This window comes from Bacillus sp. FSL M8-0256 (assembly GCF_038005765.1).
GTDB lineage: Bacteria > Bacillota > Bacilli > Bacillales > Bacillaceae > Bacillus > Bacillus safensis.
Map to the genome: position 1 here is coordinate 394234 of NZ_JBBOTU010000001.1, position 21867 is coordinate 416100.

General features: G+C 43.8%; 9 protein-coding genes and 1 riboswitch. Of the genes, 7 read left to right on the plus strand and 2 right to left on the minus strand.

Going from position 1 to position 21867, the window contains the following annotated elements:
- Window positions 1-38 precede the first annotated feature (38 nt).
- Both NSQ76_RS02155 and NSQ76_RS02160 read right to left on the minus strand, forming a co-directional pair.
- Window positions 39-1736 (minus strand): methyl-accepting chemotaxis protein, encoded by a 1698-nt coding sequence (locus tag NSQ76_RS02155; protein WP_034624006.1) that lies wholly within the window; start codon window positions 1734-1736, stop codon window positions 39-41.
- Between the two features lie 127 nt (window positions 1737-1863).
- Complete coding sequence (locus NSQ76_RS02160) at window positions 1864-2292, minus strand: NucA/NucB deoxyribonuclease domain-containing protein (RefSeq protein WP_024424305.1); 429 nt, start codon at window positions 2290-2292, stop codon at window positions 1864-1866.
- 367 nt (window positions 2293-2659) lie between these two features.
- On the opposite strand from NSQ76_RS02160, the gene NSQ76_RS02165 reads away from it, so the two are divergent.
- From NSQ76_RS02165 to NSQ76_RS02195, 7 genes are all read left to right on the plus strand, one after another.
- Window positions 2660-4720 (plus strand): hydantoinase/oxoprolinase family protein, encoded by a 2061-nt coding sequence (locus NSQ76_RS02165; RefSeq protein WP_034624010.1) that lies wholly within the window; start codon window positions 2660-2662, stop codon window positions 4718-4720.
- Window positions 4717-6705 carry a hydantoinase B/oxoprolinase family protein gene (locus tag NSQ76_RS02170; protein ID WP_034624012.1) on the plus strand — a complete coding sequence of 663 codons (1989 nt, stop codon included), beginning with the start codon at window positions 4717-4719 and terminating at the stop codon, window positions 6703-6705. Before NSQ76_RS02165 ends, NSQ76_RS02170 begins: the two co-directional genes overlap by 4 nt.
- Complete coding sequence (locus NSQ76_RS02175) at window positions 6702-7787, plus strand: ABC transporter substrate-binding protein (RefSeq protein WP_024424301.1); 1086 nt, start codon at window positions 6702-6704, stop codon at window positions 7785-7787. The genes NSQ76_RS02170 and NSQ76_RS02175 overlap by 4 nt, the downstream gene beginning before the upstream one ends.
- Window positions 7788-7795: 8 nt before the next feature.
- Window positions 7796-8887, plus strand: coding sequence for an ABC transporter ATP-binding protein (locus NSQ76_RS02180; protein ID WP_034624014.1), 1092 nt, complete (start codon window positions 7796-7798; stop codon window positions 8885-8887).
- Window positions 8887-9756, plus strand: coding sequence for an ABC transporter permease (locus NSQ76_RS02185; protein WP_025092818.1), 870 nt, complete (start codon window positions 8887-8889; stop codon window positions 9754-9756). The genes NSQ76_RS02180 and NSQ76_RS02185 overlap by 1 nt, the downstream gene beginning before the upstream one ends.
- Window positions 9749-10552 (plus strand): ABC transporter permease, encoded by an 804-nt coding sequence (locus NSQ76_RS02190; protein WP_024424298.1) that lies wholly within the window; start codon window positions 9749-9751, stop codon window positions 10550-10552. Before NSQ76_RS02185 ends, NSQ76_RS02190 begins: the two co-directional genes overlap by 8 nt.
- Window positions 10553-10920: 368 nt before the next feature.
- A riboswitch (cyclic di-GMP riboswitch) is annotated at window positions 10921-11014 on the plus strand.
- 145 nt (window positions 11015-11159) lie between these two features.
- Window positions 11160-21866 (plus strand): non-ribosomal peptide synthetase, encoded by a 10707-nt coding sequence (locus NSQ76_RS02195; protein WP_341052115.1) that lies wholly within the window; start codon window positions 11160-11162, stop codon window positions 21864-21866.
- Window position 21867: the final 1 nt, after the last annotated feature.

A 21867-nucleotide genomic window follows, 5' to 3' on the forward strand; every position in this document is an offset into this window, starting at 1 on the left:
AGACGATTGTCGCCGTCTTGCGCTATTTGGTGTGGGATCTAGATGTGAAATTGCGAGACCATTGCTTTTAAATCTCCTGCTAAATGGGCAAGCGCTTCTGATGAAGCTGTTACTTCTTCCATTGCAGCAAATTGTTCTTCTGTTAAACCGGCTACTTGCTGTGAATGTTCACTCGTTCGTTTCACGCCTTCTGTAATAGACACAAAAGACTGTTTCGCATCGTTTGTATAAGCTGCGATTTTTTGTGATGCACTTGATAAATGCTTAATGCCATTCGCCATTTCTCTCATCGACTGCTGGATATCATGAAATGATTCCTCTGTATGAGAGATAAGTACAGCCCCTTGAGCCGCTTCCTCTCTTACTCGTTTGATGGCATTCGTCGAATGAGTCATCTCTTTTTGTATTTCAGAAATGAGATGGGAAATCATGTTTGATGATGCTTGAGATTCTTCTGCAAGCTTTCTCACTTCGTCTGCGACAACAGCAAATCCTTTTCCGTGCTCACCTGCCCGTGCTGCTTCAATTGCTGCATTAAGAGCTAGCAGGTTTGTCTGGCTGGCGATATCTGTAATGACTTTGGAAATATGATCAATTTCAGCTGAACGTGTTTCCAATGCTTGAATCGCTGTACCATTTTCTTCAATTGATTTGGCAATAGACGTCATTTGTGAATGAACTTCACCGATATTGTGTACACCTTTTTGGGCCACTTCTTGTGCGGAGTGACTTCTTGAAGCCATTTGTCCTGCATTTTCAGTGATGTTTGCCAGCTCGTTTGATACTTGAATCATTTTGTGCTCACTAGCTGTCATTTGAGTGGACTGTTCTTCTGAAGATTGTGCCACTTCTTGAATCGTGTAGGTGATTTTTTCTGATGCTGCACTCGTTTCTTCTGCGCTAGCTGACAGCTGCTCAGAGGATGTGGCCACTAATTCAGACGTGTTCATGACATTTAGAATGGTTTGATTTAGTTTTTCACGCATCTTATTGAAATGGCCAGCCAGATCAGACAATTCATCACCAGCAGTATCCGTCACATTGATGGTTAAATCACCTTCGCCTGCACTCTTAATGGCAGAAGCCATATGCTTGAGGCGTGCCTGAATCCGTTTAGTGAAAATAGAAATAATGATGACCGAAACGATCAGACTTAACAAAAGGACGATGACAAATTGTATATAGAATGACTGAAGCATTTGTGAAATCATGCTTTGATTGGCGCCAGTATAAAAAATACCAATTGTTTCGCCTGCTTCATTTTTGATCGGCATATAAGCCGTTTGATAGTCTTTCCCGGCAACATTTGCAGTGCCGTAATAGTTTTCTCCTTTATCTAAAACAGTGGTCTTCACTTCAGGAGAGACTTCTGTACCTACAGCTCGTTTCCCGTTTAACATGACATTCGTAGCAACGCGGGTATTTCCTTGAAAAATCGTGATTGTATCACCGGTATATTCGGCTAATTGGTCAACCAATGTGTCATGATCATTCATTTGCGTATTTCCTTTGAATAGCTTGTCCTCTTTAATCTGCCACGAGCCTTCTACTTTTTCATTCAGGTAGGCGTAGCCTAGTTTTAAATCACCTTTTGCTTTTTCAGTTGCCATATGCTTGATGTTTTCTGTCATCTCGCGATTCACCACATAACCAACAACTGCGGAAAAGATGATGAGGACACTTAAAAAGATCAGCAAAATTTTGGCGCCAAGCCTCAGTTTTCCCTTTTTCTTCATGCTTTTTAACTCCTTTAGGTATAAGGTAGGATATCCCTCCTTAAGGATTATCGGCATGAAAAAAGTGTTTAAAATACCTGCATGCAGTCATGTGAAAATTTTTTTAATATAGAAAAGGGAAAGGCTGCTAATCGATGATAAATTGAATTCTTGTGCCGTCAGGATCATCCGATAATTGATGACTTACCCACGAGCCTGCGCCTCTATTATCAGAAGGGCGTACATATTTGACAGAAGCTCCTGTGCCTCCTTCTTTGCACATTGCCATTGGCCATTCGTCACGATCATACCCGCGCTTTGTTGGAACGCCATGTAATGATCGATCCCTCTGCTCATCACTATGTTTACGGTCAATTGTACAAATGGATGAATGACCTTCATCAATGGCTTCTTCTATGTGCTTGGCTGTTTCGGGGTAGCGGTCTGATGGAAAATGAATCGTTTTGTCATAAGATGAATTCGCTGTCTCTTGTTTCCCTTGCTCCAGCTGGATATAGCCTGTTGCTACACCAATAACAATCAATAAAAGCAAGAGAATCATTTTAAGAAGTTTCATAGGTGCTGGCTCTCTTTCTTGTTTGCGTATTTTGTAAACAGAAGTATAGCAGAATTACTTACCAATTTCTCCTGGTTTTGAAAAAACGCCTTTTAAAATTCAAAAAACAGATTTTACTTGATTTCTTGTTTTTCATTTTTGTAGAAATTCATAAAAATTTTAATTTTGTAGAGCATAAAACGATTATGCTCATCCAAAATGGCTTTATCACTGCTTTTTGAGCTAATTTCAAGAATTTAACACACAGAAATTTCAAAAAAATAAAATTGACTAGACCGATCTGCTTTAATAATATGGAGTCAAATATCAAAAAATGTCGTAATTTATCAAAATATGATTCTAATTACATTGTAGGAGGGAAGTACAAATGGCGGATGTCTCATACCGGCTCGGAATAGACATAGGCGGAACATTTACTGATTTATCGTTGATAAATGAAGCAACAGGGGAGCTGACTGAACTCAAGACACCCACAGTGACTGATGACCCAGCCCAAGGTATTATCAATGGGTTAAATCTTCTAAAAAAAAGAGGTGTTGATTTATCCAACATCCAATACCTCGTTCACGGAATGACAATCGGTCTTAATACATTATTGCAGCGAAAAGGAGCAGATTTAGCCCTTTTTGTGACAGAAGGATTTCAAGATATATTGTCACTTCAACGTTTACGACTACCCATTCCTTATGACTTCAATTCTCGTTTGCCAGAACCATTGATACCTCGGAAACATGTATATCCAATCTCTGAAAGGTTGATACACGATGGTACGATCAAAAACCCTCTCCATCTGCAGCAGTTAGATGATGCAGTCCAGCATGTTATATCTAAAAATCTAGCAGGTATCGTCATTTCTTTTTTACATAGTTATCAAAACCCAGTTCATGAATTACAGGCAAAAGCCTATATCAATCATCATTATCCACAGTTAGAAGTCCTTACTTCATCTGAATTATGGCCTCAAATGAGGGAATACGAGCGTACAGTGATGTCTGTTGTTAATTTGTACATTCAACCAAAGGTGAAACAGTATTTGCAAACACTGAAAAGTCGTTTGAAGGAAGAAGGTGTACCAATTTCTCCATACATTACACAATCAAATGGTGGTTTAATGGATGCAGAAAGTGCGGCAACTTCGCCTGTTAAGACTCTCTTTTCTGGTCCGGCAGCTGGTGTCATCGGTGCGGCGAGAATTGCAGCATCAGCTAGTGAACCCAACCTGATCACTTTTGATGTCGGGGGGACGAGTGCAGATATCTCGATTATTCAAAATGGACAGCCTACAATGGCGCAATCCAATCAGCTTTCAGGCTTTCCAATTATTCTCCCATCTGTTGCGATGTATTCAATAGGAGCAGGAGGAGGTTCGGTAGCATGGATTGATCAGGGCGGACTTCTAAAAGCGGGGCCAGAATCAGTTGGCTCAAATCCGGGACCAGCTTCGTATGGAAAGGGAGAAAAAGCAGCTTTAACTGATGCGTTTCTTATATGCGGTTATCTCAATCAAGAACGTTTTGCCGGAGGACATTTACAATTACAGTTGTCTGCGGCGAAAAAGGCCTTTCAGCCAATTGCTGATCAGCTCAACAAAACGGTTGAAGAGGCTGCTGACCAGCTCATTCAAGTAGCCGTAGCCAATATGTACACAGAATTAAGCAATGTGATGGAGCAGCAAGGATTTGACCCTAGAGATTTTAGTTTGCTGGCGTTTGGCGGAGCAGGGCCGGTTGTAGCGAATTTTCTTGCGAGAGAAATTCATGCGAAAAATGTGGTTGTTCCTCCGAGTCCGGGTACATTATGTGCATTAGGTGCTCTGACCGCTGACTTTATTCATGATGCGGTGCTGTCGAAGAAAATATGCTTACAAGACTATTCGATCAACCAACTAAAACAAGATTATGAGAAGCTGTCGCGAAAAGCGACTGATTGGGTCAGCCAGCAGGACATTCAGCATATCAATCAGACATCCATTCTATTATTAGCAGACGCACGTTATCAAGGACAGGCATTTGAGATTGAATTGCCATTATCGATTGATTGGCTAAAGCAAGAACAAGACATCCACCAACTCATTGAAGCATTTCACAAATTGCATCAGCGTCAATATGGTCATAGGGATGATCAGGCAAACATCGAGTTTACTCATTTGCGCGTTCGAGTCATAGGCGAGACGCCTCCGCTGCCTTTTTCACCTGGTCATGAAAGCAGCGGACAGTCTTTGAAACCATATGAATATAGACGAATCTTTATAGAGGAAAAAGAATACGAAGCATCGGTTTATAACCGGGATACTCTGTCAGTAGGTTCTATTGTAAATGGACCAGCCGTTATTGAGCAGGATGATACAACAACATTAATTTTGCCAAACTGGGCAGGCAGCATTGATCCATCAGGTAACTTAGTGATTTCAAAGGAGGCAGCTTTATGAGAACTGATCCAGCAAAGCTTGAGATGATGCGCAGTTATTTTAATGCGATTGCATCAGGCATGGGACATGTCATTGAACGAACGTCATTTACGACCTTCGTCAAAGAATCTGCTGACTTTGCGACAGCGTTAGCCACGCCTTCTGGAGATTTCTTTGTTTATCCGAAGACAGTGGGTGTGACGATCTTTTTAGGGTTGAGTCTAAAAAAAGCGATTGAAGAAAGCGGACCGATGCAGCCAGGAGACATTATCATTACTAATGATCCTTATACGACAGATGGTTTGGCGACTCACCTGCCAGATGTCCATATCATTAAGCCGATTTTTGTAGATGATGAAATCGTAAGCTATGCTTGGTCTTTTGTTCATGTCAGTGATGTGGGTGGACTTGTGCCTTCGAGTATTTCACCGACAGCAACGGATGTTCATCAAGAAGGATTAAGAATTCCGCCAGTCAAAATTTATGAAGGCGGAAAAGAGAATCAGGTCGTACGTACCTTGTTAAGAGCTAACAGCCGCGCTAGTCATCTAAATGATGGTGATATCAATGCGATGATTGCTGCAGTGAATACAGCAGATATTCGGTTAAAAGAAATGATTGAGAAATTCGGAAAAAACGAAGTGAAACACGGAATGATAGACTTGCTGAAGCAAGCCGAGGATCGTGCTGGAAAGGTCATTGAAGCTATACCGGATGGAACGAGTGAATTTGCTGATTATTTAGATGATGATATGATCTCAGGCGTCCCTATTCGGTTGAAAATCAAGCTAACGATCAAAGGAAAACGGCTGACGCTCGATTTTTCTGAGTGTGATCCGCAAGTAAAAACAGCCTTTAACCTTGTTACCAATGGTCAGAAACATTCCTTTCTTTATCAAGGGTTGATTAATTACATCATTAGTAAGGATCCTTTTATACCGATTAATGGTGGAATAACGTATCCAATTGACGTGATCTCTCCTAAAGGAACGCTGGTGCATCCAGAATACCCGGCTTCTGTCGGGATTCGTCACTCGATTACGATGAGGCTGTACAATGTCGTGCTAGGCGCCATTGGTAAGCTGCTGCCTGAAGCAGTGCCGGCAGCAGGTGCAGGTCAATCTGCCATTGTGGTTCTCTCTGTACCTGATGATCAAACGGGTGGAAGGAAAATGTCCGTTGTCGAACCATTAGGCGGAGGCGGAGGTGCTCAAAATGGTACTGATGGAGTGGACGGTATTGATCATTCGTCAGGCTTTTTGAAGAATACCCCAATTGAGAGTTTGGAACAGCATATTGATATTCATGTTCACCGATATGAGCTTCTGCCGAATACAGGTGGAGCTGGTGAAAATCGAGGCGGACATGCGATTGGTTTGGAATTTGAAATGATAAAGCCTGAATCGATGGTGACAGCACGAGGAATGGAACGGATGAAGTTTCAGCCTTGGGGATTAATGGGCGGCCGAGCAGGAGCGGTTGGTGAGGTCAAGCTGATCACAGCTAATGGTGAGAAACAAGACCAGCCCAAAATAGATGTCTTGCGACTTGATAAAGGCGATATCGTTCAATTGATTTCACCAAGTGGAGGCGGCTGGGGGAATCCATTTGACAGGAAGAAAGAAAAAGTCCTTCAGGAAGTGGAAGCAGGTCTATTAAGTGAAGAAAGAGCGCTGCAGCAATATGGTGTGAAAGTATATTTAGACCAAAATGAATGGAAGATTGATGAGGAGCAGACGAGCAGGGTGCGTGAAAAGGTTAATCATTCTCCATCTACTGACGTGTGGGATTTCGGAGAACAAAGAGCAGCTTATGAGAAAGTATGGACGGACGAAGCCAGCAGTGAGCTTGCCGTTCAGCTTCGTTCCTATCCGGCTAATGAACGTACGCACTATAAACATGCAGTTCATCAACATTTCAGTCATAGAAATGAGCCGTTAACAAAGGAAGATATTACTCAAGCACTTCGTCAAATGAATGGACAAAAAGGGGGAAATGAATCATGAAAAGAAGATTAATCGCTATTTTTGCAGGGATCCTATCAATCGTTGTACTGCTGACCGCTTGTGGTGGAAATGGAAAGGATCAAGGCAAACAGCAGCAGACTGTGATTGTTGGCGTATATGGAGGCGATTGGGAAAAGAATATCAAACCAATCCTCGAAAAGTTTGAAAAAGATACAGGAATTAAAGTGCAAACCGTCTCTGGGGCGGATTCTGAATGGTTTACAAAATTAAAAGCGTCAAATGGGAAAAATCCACCATATGACTTACTAATCTTACAGCCTGATACGATTCAAAGAGGTATCGCGGCAAACGTTCTTGCGCCTATTGATGAAGATCAAGCGCCGAACGTCAAAAAGCTTTACCGTTCTGTCCAAAAGAAGCTTACTGTGAATGGAAAACAATATGCAGCAGGCTTTAGTATGGGGCAGCTTGGTATTGCTTATAGAAAAGACCTCGTCAAGCAGGAACCAAACAGCTGGACTGACCTATGGAGCAGTCAGCTGAAAGGGAAGGTAGCCATTTCATCTCCGACTTATTCAGCCGGTTTGCAATTTTTCTCTGCACTTGTTCATGCGCAAGGGGGGACAGAATCAAATCCTAAGGATATTGATAAAGCATTTAAAAGTCTCGCGCAGTTAAAAGGTCATGTTGCTGCTTTTCCAGATAACCCAGGATCGATTCAAACCTTGTTAGAACGTGGGGATGTTGCGGCTGTTCCATATTGGGACGGGCGAGTATTTGCACTTGAAGAAGAAGGAATGGATATTGGTTTCTCATATCCGAAAGAAGGTGCTGTTGCAGCTGTTGCGAGCTGGGCTTTAACGAAGGGAAATCAGCACGAAGAAGCGGCGTACAAACTATTAAACTACTTAAGTGGAAAAGAAGCTCAGGAGGCTTTCTCGGAAAAATCTTATTATGGCATGTCGAATTCTGATGTGAAATACGATGACAAGATTAAGGGGAAAGTGAAAGTTGGAGAAAATTATTACAGCAAGCTGACGTGGGTAGATTATGAAACAGCGACCTCTGAGCTTGGCAATTGGACAAACCGATGGAACGAAGTATTAGGCGGAGGAAAATAGGTGATCGCATGAGTGGAATTCATTTAGAACACATCAGTCAGCACTTCGGTGAGCAGATTGCTCTCAACGATGTCAGTCTTACGGTGAATGAGGGAGAGTTTTTCTCCCTTCTTGGTCCTAGCGGCTGCGGAAAATCAACATTATTAAACATCATTGGCGGTTTTTTAGAACCAACAAAAGGCGTCGTCTATATTGGCGATCAGGATGTGACAGCTTTGCCGCCTTACCAAAGAAAAACAGGTATGGTCTTTCAAAGCTATGCACTTTTTCCACATCTGACTGTATTTGATAATGTGGCGTACGGGCTAAAGGTTCAAAAGAAAAAGAAGGCGGAAATTAAAGAGAAGGTAATGGAAAGCTTGTCTCTTGTTCAATTAGAGGCATTTGCGAAACGGATGCCCCACCAATTAAGCGGTGGTCAGCAGCAGCGGGTAGCGATTGCAAGAGCGCTGGCGATTCAGCCGTCTGTTCTCCTTCTTGATGAACCGCTCAGCAACCTAGATGCCAAACTAAGAAAAAACATGCAGACAGAGCTGCGAAATATTCAAAGGAATGTCGGGATTACCACCATTCTTGTGACACATGATCAAGAGGAAGCCTTAAGCCTTTCTGATCGGGTTGGAATTTTAGGAGAGGGAAGAATTCAGCAGATTGGGACGCCTTTAGAGGTGTACCGCCAGCCAAACAATCGATTTGTAGCTGAATTCATCGGACAGGTGAACATCTTTGAGGCCGTGTACAATGAAGTTGATGCGGCATTTACAGTTCCGCATGTCACCCATTCAAACGGTCAGCATCTTCAACTGCAGGCTGCGGCACATCAAGAGAAGAGGGAAAAGCAACTGCTTATGCTGCGTCCTGAAAGAATCAGCATCTCTTCTGAGCGGGAGGAAGTAAAGCCGAACCATGTATCAGGCGTGCTGTCAGATGTGAGTTATATTGGGCATTCATTACGTTTGGTTGTGGGGCTTGATAATGGTGAAATCATTGTCCATGCTTCTGATGCGGCATTTCCCGAACTGCCTGAAGTTGGAGAAACCGTCCATATCCATTGGCAGCCTGAAGATATCGTTTTCTTAGATTCGAAGGTGCATACGTGATGCGAATCAAGAAAAAGAATCAACGATTTCATTGGTTTATGCTGCTGCCAGCCTGTTTGTTTCTTGTAGTATTTTTACTAGCTCCTCTGGTGATGATGCTCGTTCTCAGTTTTCGCGATGTCGATTCGATGATGAATACATTACAAACGTATAGCTTTTCTCAATATATGCATGTGTTCACGACAGATGCATATGTAAAGGCGATTGGAAGTACTGTGTGGGTGGCTTTGCAGACAACGGTGATTTGTTTATTGATGGCATACCCCGCAGCATACGTGCTCGTCAAAGCACCTAATCCGCGTTTGCGGGCATTTTTCTATATCCTACTTGTGTCGCCGCTTTTGACAAGTGTTGTGATTCGGACATTTGCATGGATTGTTCTTCTTTCGCAAAATGGTCTGATCAATGGCATGTTACTAGATTTACAGGTGATTGAGAAGCCGCTCTCGATGCTGTGGAATATGAATGCGGTCATTATTGCCTATGTCCAAGTCATGCTGCCATTTGCAGTACTGCCGATCGCAACAAGCTTAACCGATATGGATCGTCACTTAAGACCGGCTTCTATGAGTCTTGGAGCTGGCCGGATTCGAACCTTTTTTCATGTCACCTTACCACTGACCATTCCAGGCATGGTGACTGGCGCGATCATCGTCTTCTCATTGGCAGCAGGAAGTTATATCACCCCGCTGTTAGTCGGCGGACGGATGCAGCCGCTGCTGCCGCTGTCAATTTATCAGCAGGTCATGCAGGTGTATAATCTGCCTCTTGCTGCAGCTATGTCCTTTACATTATTGGTTTGTGTGCTTGTGGTAGTCAGTCTATTAAGCTATTTATTGAAGCGTTGGGAGGCGAGGATGCATGCGTAAAAAGTCAATAGGTGACCGCTTGCTTTCCATCCTGATTTGGACTGCTGGGTCATTGGTTTATCTTTTTTTAACCATACCTGTTCTTGTGATCGTCCTATCTGCTTTTAGTCCAAATGCCTTTCCTGAATTTCCACCGACTTCGTTCTCTGTGCGCTGGTTTCATGAGGTCGTGTCAAATCCAGAATGGATGGAATCTCTTCGGATCAGTGTGATTCTGCTGTTCATCGTGACGCCTCTCACGGTTCTTTTAGGGACAATGGCTTCGTATGCTTTAGCAAGGCTTTCCTTTAAGGGAAAGGAGGCTGTCCAAGCTTTCATTCTGTCACCTCTCATGATTCCTCAGGTGGTGTTAGGGATTGCAATGCTTTACTTGTTTACGGCTATGGGTTTTACAGGGTCTTTGTGGGCGCTCGTCATTGGTCACGTCATCATTGGTTTTCCCTATGTGGTTCGAACGGTAGGCGTGAGTGTTTCGAATTTAGATCCGCGGCTTGAGCTGGCTTCAATGAATCTTGGCGCAGGACCCATTCGCACGTTTTTTCGAGTCACATTACCTTTGATTAAGCCGGGAATCATTGCAGGAGGGGTGTTTTCAGCTGTGACGTCATTTGGGGAAATATCGATCAGTTTGTTCGTTTCCTCTCCTCAAACCATTACAATTCCTGTCAGGACCTTTAATTACATTGAGCAGACCTTTGATCCAAGTGTCAATGCGATATCTGTCATATTTATTATCATTTCTATCATTGCGCTGCTCATTATTGAAAAAACGATTGGTCTGTCTAAGGTGATGTAAATATAATGAAGAAACAAGGAGTTGTCATTTGAAATGACAGCTCTTTTTTTTGTTGTTTTTACAGTAAAAAAATTCACTTTTTTAGGGAATATAGTTCTTAAGATTTAAGAATTTGCGGGGAACGCAAGGAGACCTCTATCCTACATTTTCGGTCATATTTTCAAAATTTAAGGGAAAATATGAAATTTTTGCGGTATTTAGTCGATTATTTTCGGTTGAACGCAACTATTATTAGTTATTTTCGGTAAATATCGTCAATTCTCACAGGATCCCTTCGGTATAACGCATGAATCTTTACACCCATTTTTCGGTGAAAAAAACAATATTTTCATATAAAGTGGACGTAAATAGAAAATATCTAAAAGAAAAGAAGAAAAAGGCAAATCTATGGAAACATAGAGACGCAAAGCCATGTCCTAAGGTAAATGATTCTTTTTTTGCTAAGGTCGGCAGGCTACCGAATGAAAATGGGAGTCCCTCCGTTTTATTCGGGGTGGGCTCCTTTTCTGTTTAACCGTCTATTTTAATGAAATAGACTTGGTTCTTTTGATATAGAGGGTGCAGGGTGAAATTGGTGGAGAAAACATAGAAGAGGCGGAGGATGAGAATGAATACAGTTTATTACCCCTTAACACATGCGCAAAAGCGAGTATTCTACACGGAAAGATTTTATCCAGGTACAAGTATTTCTAATTTGGGTGGATTCGCCAGGTTGAGATCAGCATCTGGTCTCGATCCTTCTTTGGTCGTCGATGTGCTTCAAGCGTACATTCGACAAACTGACTCTCTTCGGCTGAGGCTCGTGTATCGAGATGAAGAAGAGGAGCCTGTTCAATATATCAAACCTTATGAAAAACAGCCGATTCGCATGGAAAAGGGCTGGAGTGAAGAGGAAGTAAGGGTTTGGGCAAACGAGCAGATTCGTGAGCCGATGCCATTTATTGACAGCCCTTTGATTGAATTTACGGTGTTTCAAATCAGTGATCAAGAGTGCTGGCTGTTCTGTAAAGCACATCATATTGTCGCGGATGGTATTTCCATCATTTTAATGGGAAATCGCATTATTGATTTATATCATGACATGCTGCAAGGAGTAGACATCTCGCCAGTTGAGGAGATTTCCTTCGTTGATCACATCATGAGTGAGCAGACCTATGAATCTTCTAAACGTTTTCAAAAAGACCAAGCTTTTTGGAATGAGCAATTTGCTCATATTCCAGACTTCGCATCTTTAAAACCGCATAAGGGATACGAGATGAGTTTGCATGCGGAGCGATTTTCAGGGGATGTTCCAGATTCTTTAAAGGAGAAGCTTCGTGTTTTTTGTGAAGAACAGAAAGTCAGTATGCTTTCGATGTTTATGTCCACTGTCTATATTTACTTACATCGCTTTAGCGGTATGGAGGATGTCGTTCTTGGAACCTTTATGGGCAACCGGACGAATGCCAAAGAAAAAAAGATGATTGGGATGTTTGTATCTACGATTCCAATGCGTGCTTCTGTTCAAGGGTCGCAATCGTTTCTTGATTTCGTAAAGCAGGTCATGGCGGATCAAATGAAGATCTTGCGACACCAAAAGTACCCTTACAATTTGCTCATGAATGATTTGCGGGAAAGAGAAGGGTTTACAGGACGCCTTTTTGATATTTCTTTAGAGTATCAGGTGATGCAGTGGCAGAAAAAAGAGAATCTGTCGTTCATTACTGAACCGATTTTTAGCGGGAGCGGAATGAATGATATTTCAATACATGTGAAAGACCGCTGGGATACTGATACATTGACCATTGATTTGGATTACCGTACAGATGTATTCACAGAAGAAGAAATGAGTAAGATGTTTGATCGATTCTTGATATTACTAGAAGCGGCCGTCTCTCAGCCTGATCAGCTGATCGGGACACTGCCTTTACTTTCAGCAGGTGAACAAAAGGAGCTGCTGCAATTATCTGAAGGAGAATCGTTTGAAAGGCCAGCAGCAAAACCGGTTCATCACCTGTTTGATGAGACAGCCAACAAATATGCAGACCGGACAGCCGTTGTAGCAGAAAATGGAACAATTACTTATGGAGAGCTGCAACAACAGGCAGAAAAGCTGGCACGTTTTTTACAAATGAAAGGTATCTCACGTGATGTGCCTGTTGCTGTTTTGATGGAGCGGAAGACAGATGCCATGGTAGCAGTCTTCGGCATACTAAAGGCTGGCGGGGCATATGTACCAATTGATCCGGCATTACCTGAGGAGCGCATTCAATTTATTGTGGAGGATTCAGGTGCTTCTATTGTGTTAACAGAGGAATCGTTCATTCAAGAGTACCCAGCCCTCTCGGAAAAATTGATCGTGCTGCAGCAAATATTATTAGATGATGGACGGCTGCCTGAGCTTATAGATCAGACGGCGCCGGATGATTTAGCCTACATGATTTATACATCGGGTACGACTGGAAAGCCGAAGGGTGTCATGATTGAGCATCTTCAGCTTCATCATTTGGTCCATGCTTTGCATCATGAGATTTATCAAGGGGCGAATGAGCTACAAATGGCGCTTATAGCCCCATTCCATTTCGATGCATCGGTCAAACAAATCTTTGCTGCCCTTTTATTTGGACATACGCTTCATATCATCCCGCGAGAAACGACGAGAAATGGCATGCAGCTAGCGGCTTATTACAGAAAACATCAAATTGAAGCGGCAGATGGAACACCGGCGCATGTGCAGCTTTTACTTGCTGCGGATTTGGACGGGCTGTCATTGACACACATGTTGATTGGGGGAGAAGCGCTGCCTGCGAAAGCAGCACGTTCACTCATCGAAGCAGTTCGTATGAGTCAGCCTGATTTTACTCTGTGGAATGTGTATGGTCCAACTGAGACGTGTGTGGATGCGGCGGTGCATCGCCTGAATCTCAGTGAGCTGAGCGAATCAACTGAACAGCGCTATGTGACGATTGGAAAACCGCTTGGTCATCATCGTATTTATATTTTAAATGAATATGATCAATTACAGCTGCATGGGGCAGCAGGAGAACTGTGCATTGCCGGTATAGGTGTTGGGCGAGGCTATGTGAATCAGCCTGAATTGACGGAGAAGGTATTCACAGCAGACCCGTTTTCTCCACATGAGCGGATGTATCGAACGGGGGATCTAGTCAGATGGCTTCCGGATGGTACGATTGATTATCTTGGCAGAATGGACGATCAAGTGAAAATAAGGGGTTACCGGATAGAAACAGGCGAGATTGAAGCTGTGATGGAGCAGGTAGATGGAGTTGATAAGGCTGTCGTGCTAGTGGTTGACGAAGCGGATGGAGAAAAGGCGTTAAGTGCTTATTATCAAGCTCGTCATGAAGGTGTGTCTGTTGACATGCTGCAAGCGGCTATCAAACATCAGCTTCCAGCGTACATGATGCCTCTTTATTTCAAAGAGCTCGATGCTTTTCCGCTCACAGTCAGCGGCAAGGTCGACCGTCGTGCACTTGCTGCATTAAAAGGTGATAGAGCGGTACATGCTGTTTATACGGCACCTAGAAACGATATAGAAACGAAGCTTGTTCATTTGTGGGAAGACATTCTAGATCAAGAGAAGATCGGTGTGTATGATTCTTTCTTCGATCGAGGCGGGCATTCGCTCAAAGCGATGACCGTACTTACCAAGGTTCAGCGAGACTTTGAAGTGGAGGTGCCGCTCTCCGTTTTATTTGAACAGCAGACAATTGCTGCTCTAGCTGCTTATATTGAGCAAGCAGAAAGGTCTTCTGAAACGGTGATACCAAAAGCGCCGGCTGCTGATCATTATCCATTGTCGCCTCCACAGCAGCGCGTCTATATGGTGAGTCAATTGGAGCAAAGCACTGCATATCATATGCCTGCTGTTGTGAGGTTAAAAGGAACTCTGCAGCTTGAGAAGCTGACTGAAGCCTTTGGCAGACTGATCTCACGTCACGATATGCTGCGCACTTCTTTTCATACGATAAAAGGTGTTCCTCGTCAGCGGATCGTTTCATCAGTGTCCTTTCAAATAGAACAGCTGACAGGCGGTACGATGGAAGAAAACATGCAGCAATTTGTCAGACCTTTTGATCTTGAGTGTGCGCCGCTTCTTCGAATTGGTTTGCAGTCATTGCATGATCAGGAGCATTTGCTCTTTTTCGATATGCATCATTTGATTTCAGATGGTCTTTCGATCGATTTGATGCTGCGTGAGCTGTCAGATGCTTACGAGGGATCGGTTAAAGCGCCATTGAAGCTTCAATATCAAGATTATGCTGTTTGGCAACAGCACCAAGGCTTTCAAAAAGAAGAGGCATTTTGGCTGCAAGAATTTTCGGGTGATATTCCGGCTTTACAGCTGCTGACTGATTATCAGCGTCCAGCTGTCCAGTCTTTCGCAGGTGATCGTGTCATCAAAGAAATAGATGAAGCGTTAAAGAATCAATTACAGGAGCTTGCAGCAAACCATCACACGACACTGTATACGGTCTTGCTTTCTGCTTACTATACATTGCTTGCCAAATATACAGGTCAAAAGGAATTCGTGGTCGGAACTCCGGCGGCAGGGCGTGTGCATACAGATTTGAATGACATGATCGGTATGTTTGTCCAGACACTTGCTTTGCGGTCTGAGGTAGATCCGAATGGAACCATGTCTCAGTTGATTGAGCAAGTAAAGAAAAAGACAATGCAGGCATTTGAGCATCAGCAATATCCATTTGAACGGCTGCTTGAAAAGCTGAATGTGCCAAGAGATTTTAGCCGTCATCCATTGTTTGACACCGTCTTTACACTCGCGCCAGATCATGGAGCAGCCCAGCATATTGGAGACATGCTGGTCGAGGTTGAAGAAACCAATTTTCATATTGCGAAATTTGATTTAACACTGCAAGCGATGGAGTCCGATCAAGGTTTATCCTTTGTACTTGATTACAGTACGGCGCTATTTAAACGAAGTACGGCAGAGCAGATGATGAAACATTATGTTTATCTGCTGGAGCAGATGGTTCAAGCGCCGCAGGAAGCTATTCAATCCTATCGATTACTGTCTGAACAAGAAGCAGAAGCTCAGTTAAATAGGTGGAATCCGTTACCTTCGCCTTATCCAGCAGAAGAAACCATTGTGACGCAGTTTGAAAAACAGGTGCAGCAGTATGGTCATCAGCCTGCATTGCAATGTGAAGATGAGATTCTTTCTTATCAAGAGCTGAATGACCGAGTGAATCAGCTTGCTCATTATTTGCGTGAAAATGGTTTTGAAAAAGGGATGAAAGCGGCCTTATTCTTTGAACGTTCCAATGAAATGGTGCTCTCTGTTTTGGCTGTGCTTAAGGCTGGCGGTGTCTATGTACCAATTGACCCCGATTTCCCTGATGAGCGCGTGAAGCACTTTTTAACAGACAGCGGTGCACAATTCTTACTGACACATCAAGTGCTGCGCCATCGCTCGGTGCTCACTGCATTTGAGGGAACCATCATAGAAACAGAAGATCAAGCGATTGCTCAGCAGTCAGACAGCCCTATAGATGCTCATATTTTACCTGAGGACTTGGCGAATTTGACCTATACATCAGGTACAACCGGTAAGCCTAAAGGAAATATGGTGACACACCGGAACATTTTGAGAACGGTGAAGCAATCGAATTATCTCACCATTCATCATGAAGACACGGTGATGAGCCTCTCAAACTATGTATTTGATGCCTTTATGTTTGATGTGTTTGGTGCATTATTAAACGGAGCGAAACTCATTGTTCTGCCAAAGGATCATATTTTAAACATGAATGAGCTTTCTGGAGCGATTGAGAAGGAAAAAGTCAGTATTTTAATGATCACAACAGCTCTTTTTCACTTACTTATCGACATGAAAAAAGACAGCCTGAAAAACGTAAGAAAAGTGCTGTTTGGCGGAGAACGTGCTTCTGTGCCTCATGTAGTGACTGCACTTGAGACAGTTGGGAAAGACAAGCTTGTTCATATGTACGGACCTTCTGAGAGCACAATTTTCACCACATATTATCCTGTGAATCATATTGAGAAGCAGGCGTTATCCATCCCAATCGGAAAGCCAGTGAGTCAAACGGCTGTTTATATTGTAGATGAGTTTGGACATGTTCAGCCGCCGGGTGTGGCGGGAGAGCTATGTGTCGCTGGTGATGGACTGGTGAAAGGATATTATAAGCAGCCAGAACTAACAAGCGAAAAGTTTGTCAAAAATCCTTTCCGCCCTGGAGAGACCATGTATAAAACGGGCGATCTTGCACGCTGGCTGCCGAATGGAAATATTGAATTCATTGGACGGATCGATCATCAAGTGAAGATTCGCGGACAGCGTATCGAGCTTGGTGAAATTGAACACCAGCTGCTGCAGCATCCTCAGGTGAAGGAAGCTGTCGTCATTGCTGCTTCGAATGACACCTTATGTGCGTATTTCACAGCGGAAGGATCTGTTTCATTATCTGATTTGCGCGAGCAAGCAGGACGTGAACTGCCTGTATATATGATGCCGGCATTTTTCATGCAATTAGACGAGCTTCCTTTGACGAATAATGGCAAGGTCGATAGACGGGCGCTGCCGGCACCTGATCTCAGTGAGCAGGGGGCAAATGAATACACCTCTCCTCAAACAGAAACAGAGCGTCTGCTGGCGAACATTTGGGAGGAAGTTCTTGAAGTGCCGCGAATCGGCAGGCACGATCATTTCTTTGAATGCGGGGGCCATTCGCTGCGCGGCATGAAAATGCTGAACAGGCTATATGAAAAGATGCAGGTGGAGCTCACATTGAAGTCTTTATTTGAATCCCCAACATTAGAAGCGTTCGCCCTTGCGGTTGATCAAGCGGATCAAACGGAGATCAAGCGAGTAGAAGTTGCCAAAGAGGCGTCCTATTATCCAGTGACATCTGCTCAGAAAAGACTGTTTGTTTTGGAGAAAATGACTGATGCGGAGCAAAGCTATCATATGCCGGCTGCCTTAAAGCTAGAAGGCGCCTTTGATGAAAAACGATTTGAAAAGGCAATTGATCAGCTAGTCCAACGTCATGAAGCTTTCCGAACGAGCTTTGATTTTGTTGAGAATGAACCTGTTCAACGCATTGAAACAAATGTCTCTATAGACATTGAAAAAATTGAACAGAACGGCCGAGACATACAGGAATTAATGAATGACTTTATCAGGCCATTTGATGTAGAAAAAGCGCCTTTACTCAGAATAGGGCTGGTTTCCGTCTCCGTAAATGTCCATTATTTACTGATTGATATGCATCATATCATTTCAGATGGTGCGTCTGTTGGCATTTTAATTGAGGAGCTATCAGCCCTGTATCGAGGAGACAAACTAGAGGAATTACCTGTTCAATATAAGGATTATGCAGTTTGGTCAAAAAGTGAGGCATCTGCTGCGCAAAAAGCAGCTGAAGAGGCTTTCTGGCTGGATCAATTACAAGGGGAGCTGCCTGTACTGGCACTGCCAGAAGATCTGCCAAGGCCAAAAGTGCAAACATTCGCAGGAGATCGTGTCTCATTTACAATCGAAGGTTCGCTTAAAGCGAAATTGGACGAACTCGTTAGAGCGCTCAACAGTACGACCTATACAGTCCTGCTTGCTGGCTACAGTATTCTTTTGAGCAAGCTTTCAAGACAAGAAGATATCATCATTGGTTCTCCGGTTGTTGGCAGAACCCATCCTGATATTCAATCTGTGATCGGCATGTTTGTGAACACGCTGGCACTTAGAACAAGACCATCAGGACATCAGACAGCTGCTGAATTTGCTTCAAATGTTCATCAGCTTGTGTTAGAGGCAAATGAGCATCAGCTGTACCCATTTGAAGAATTGGTAGATCAGGTGCAAACGGTTCGCGACACAAGCCGTCATCCAATTTTTGATGTGGTATTCTCAATGGAAAATGCGGATATTCGTGATTTATCAATGGATGGGCTTCACATTGTACCACAGCCATTCGAAGAGAATATTGCCAAATTTGATTTGACCTTAACTGGAAACGAATCCGCAGATCAAATTGAACTCGTGTTTGATTTTAATTGTTCTATCTTTCAAAAGACGTCAATTGAAAAGTGGAAAGAATATTTCCTTCATTTGCTGGAACAAATGGTGTCAGCGCCAGATCAATCGTTAGATCAAATGCAATTATTGTCACCGCAGCAGCAGCAAAAACAGCTGAACGAATGGTCAGGTCCTGTTCTAGACGTCCCGTCAGATCAAACCGTTCATGCCTTGATTGAGGATAAGGCACAAGAAGCACCTCATCAAAAAGCGGCAACCTTCTGCGGAACGAGCTGGACGTATAAAGAACTGAACAGCCGGGCGAATGTAGTCGCTTCAAGACTCATCGCAAACGGCACAAAACCAGGCGGCCGCGTCGGCATTCTCACCCGCCCATCCCTTGATATGACAGCTGCTGTCCTTGGCGTTCTCAAGGCAGGTGCGGCATTCGTTCCGATTGATGCAGATTATCCGGCGCAGCGTATTGCCTACATGCTGGAAGACTGCGGGGCAGAGGTGCTTCTGATGCAAAAAGGACTCACTGCACCATCTTCATTTACAGGTCAAGTGCTGTTCATAGAAGATGCCGTAGAAGGAGAAGCTCACGAGATTCAGGTTCATATCAAACCAACGGATCTCGCTTATATGATTTACACCTCTGGGACGACAGGACAGCCGAAGGGTGTCATGGTCGAGCACCAGTCCCTTGTGAATCTTGCGTTCTGGCACAATGATGCCTTCCAAGTGACGCACGAAGATCGAACTGCGAAATATGCCGGCTTTGGCTTTGATGCCTCCATTTGGGAAATGTTCCCGACGTGGATCGCCGGCGCAGAGCTGCACATTATTGACGAAGCGATTCGTCTCGATATGATCAAGCTCAATGCGTATTTCAATAAAGAAGGCATCACCATTGCCTTCCTGCCGACCCAGTTATGCGAGCAGTTTATGTCAATGGACAACCATTCTTTACGCTACTTACTAACAGGCGGAGACAAGCTGAAACAAGTGAAGCCAGTCCCATACAAACTCGTCAATAACTACGGTCCAACTGAAAATACAGTCGTAGCGACAAGCGGAATGATCGATCCAGAACAAGGCACGATTCCGATAGGAACAGCCATTGCCAATACACGTTTTTACATCATGGGTTCTTTATACGACCTGTCGCCGCCGGGCGTACCAGGTGAGCTCGTGATCGTAGGAAAAGGACTGGCAAGAGGCTACTGGAATCTTCCAGAAGAAACAGACAAACGATTTGTCCCAGATCCATTTTATCCGGGCGAGCGCATGTACCGCACAGGCGATCTAGTGAAATGGACAGAGGATGGTGAGCTGATTTATCTCGGTAGAATAGACCATCAGGTCAATATCCGCGGCTTCCGTATTGAGCTGTCAGAAATTGAAGCGCAGCTCCTGACGCTGGATTCGGTCAAAGAAGCCGTCGTGACAACGGTCAAAGATGCGAGTGATCAAGATGCACTTATCGCTTATGTCATCGCGGCTGAAGAAACAACAACCCTGAAAGAAAGCCTAAAACGAACGTTGCCTGAATACATGGTGCCATCATGGATCATAAAACTAGACCAATTTCCAATGACGGCCAATGGAAAGGTCGATCTCAAAGCATTGCCAGCTCCTGATATCGAAGCGAACCAAACGGTATACGAAGCACCAAGAGACGAAGTGGAAACACTGCTTTGCGGCATTTGGGAAGATGTCCTTGGCGTCAGCCAAGTCGGCATTCACGATCACTTTTTCTTCCTTGGCGGAGATTCGATTAAAGGCATCCAAATGGCAAGCCGACTCACGCAAGCAGGCTGGAAGCTCGATATGAAACTTCTATTCCAGTATCCGACCATTGTGGAGCTTCGCCCATATATTGAAGAAGCTGATCTTCTCACAGCCGACCAATCACCTGTCGAAGGAGAAGTCATTTTAACACCGATTCAGCGCTGGTTCTTTGAACGAAACTTTACGAATCAGCATCACTGGAACCAATCGATGATGCTTCATGCGCCAAATGGTTTAAATGAGAAAAACGTTCAGCAAGTGTTGGAGCAGCTCATGATTCATCATGACGCATTGCGAATGGTATATCCGCTCGAAGAAGGGCGCGTCATCCAGCGTCATCGAGGAATCGAGGAAAACAATGTGGCAATTGATGTGGTGGAAGTAAAAGGAGAGCTGTCGCAGCAAATTCAGCAGGTAGAAAAGCTGGCAAATGAAGTGCAGGCGAGTATATCGCTAGCAGACGGGCCTTTAGTGAGACCTGCCATTTTCCGAACAGATCAAGGAGATCATTTATTGCTCGCTGTACACCATCTTGTCATTGATGGTGTGTCATGGCGCATTTTCCTTGAAGATTTCATGGCTCTTTATGAACAGTTGAAGCGCGGGGAAACTCTTACCCTCCCTGAAAAAACACACTCCTTCCAAGAATATGCCCAGAAGCTGACTGAATACGCTGTGTCAGATGAGCTGCTATCGGAAAGAGAGTATTGGAAAAAGGTGCTTGCGCATTCCGTTCCTCCGCTTCAAAAGGACCATGTCACGGAGGATCAACGAATGCTTCATACAGAGACCCTTCGTTTTACATTGTCTGAGGAGGAAACACACAGTCTGCTGACGGATGTACATGAAGCCTATCAAACAGAAATCAATGATATTTTGCTGACGGCATTAGGATTGTCCATGAAAGAGTGGACAGGTGAAGACAGACACTTTATTCATCTTGAAGGGCACGGGAGAGAGGACATCCTCCCTGCGGTTAATGTATCACGGACCATCGGATGGTTTACTAGTATGTATCCTGTGTTATTGGATATGTCGCATGCAGACGATCTTTCTTATCAGATCAAGTATTTAAAAGAGGAACTCAGACACATTCCGAACAAGGGCATCGGCTATGGCGTTTTAAAATACTTAACGCCTGACAAGATGAAGGACGATATCGATTTTCAAGTTACACCAGATATCAGCTTTAACTATCTTGGTCAGTTTGATGAACAGATCGGCGGCGGTGAACTGAGACGCTCTGCATGGCATGCAGGACAATCGCTGAGCCCTGAATCCGAGAAACCTCATGGGCTGGATATTGTTAGTTTCGTAGAACAAGCCATGCTCCATGTGACGATATCCTATCATCACCTTGAATTCGAAGAACGTACGATCGAACAGTTCAAGGAACTCTTAGAAAAGAATGTGAAGGCATTGATCTCACATTGTCTATCACAGGATGAGAGTCAGATCACACCTAGTGATGTGGGGGATGAGGATCTCACCATGGACGAACTTGAAAAGCTAATGGATCTATTTTAAG

What these genes read in the sequence shown, in the direction of transcription:
- NSQ76_RS02175 (WP_024424301.1), top strand. Translation starts at nt 6,702, where the DNA reads ATGAAAAGAAGATTAATCGCTATTTTTGCAGGGATCCTATCAATCGTT.
- NSQ76_RS02170 (WP_034624012.1), top strand. Translation starts at nt 4,717, where the DNA reads ATGAGAACTGATCCAGCAAAGCTTGAGATGATGCGCAGTTATTTTAAT.
- NSQ76_RS02155 (WP_034624006.1), bottom strand. Translation starts at nt 1,736, where the DNA reads ATGAAGAAAAAGGGAAAACTGAGGCTTGGCGCCAAAATTTTGCTGATC.
- NSQ76_RS02165 (WP_034624010.1), top strand. Translation starts at nt 2,660, where the DNA reads ATGGCGGATGTCTCATACCGGCTCGGAATAGACATAGGCGGAACATTT.
- NSQ76_RS02185 (WP_025092818.1), top strand. Translation starts at nt 8,887, where the DNA reads ATGCGAATCAAGAAAAAGAATCAACGATTTCATTGGTTTATGCTGCTG.
- NSQ76_RS02190 (WP_024424298.1), top strand. Translation starts at nt 9,749, where the DNA reads ATGCGTAAAAAGTCAATAGGTGACCGCTTGCTTTCCATCCTGATTTGG.
- NSQ76_RS02160 (WP_024424305.1), bottom strand. Translation starts at nt 2,292, where the DNA reads ATGAAACTTCTTAAAATGATTCTCTTGCTTTTATTGATTGTTATTGGT.
- NSQ76_RS02180 (WP_034624014.1), top strand. Translation starts at nt 7,796, where the DNA reads ATGAGTGGAATTCATTTAGAACACATCAGTCAGCACTTCGGTGAGCAG.
- NSQ76_RS02195 (WP_341052115.1), top strand. Translation starts at nt 11,160, where the DNA reads ATGAATACAGTTTATTACCCCTTAACACATGCGCAAAAGCGAGTATTC.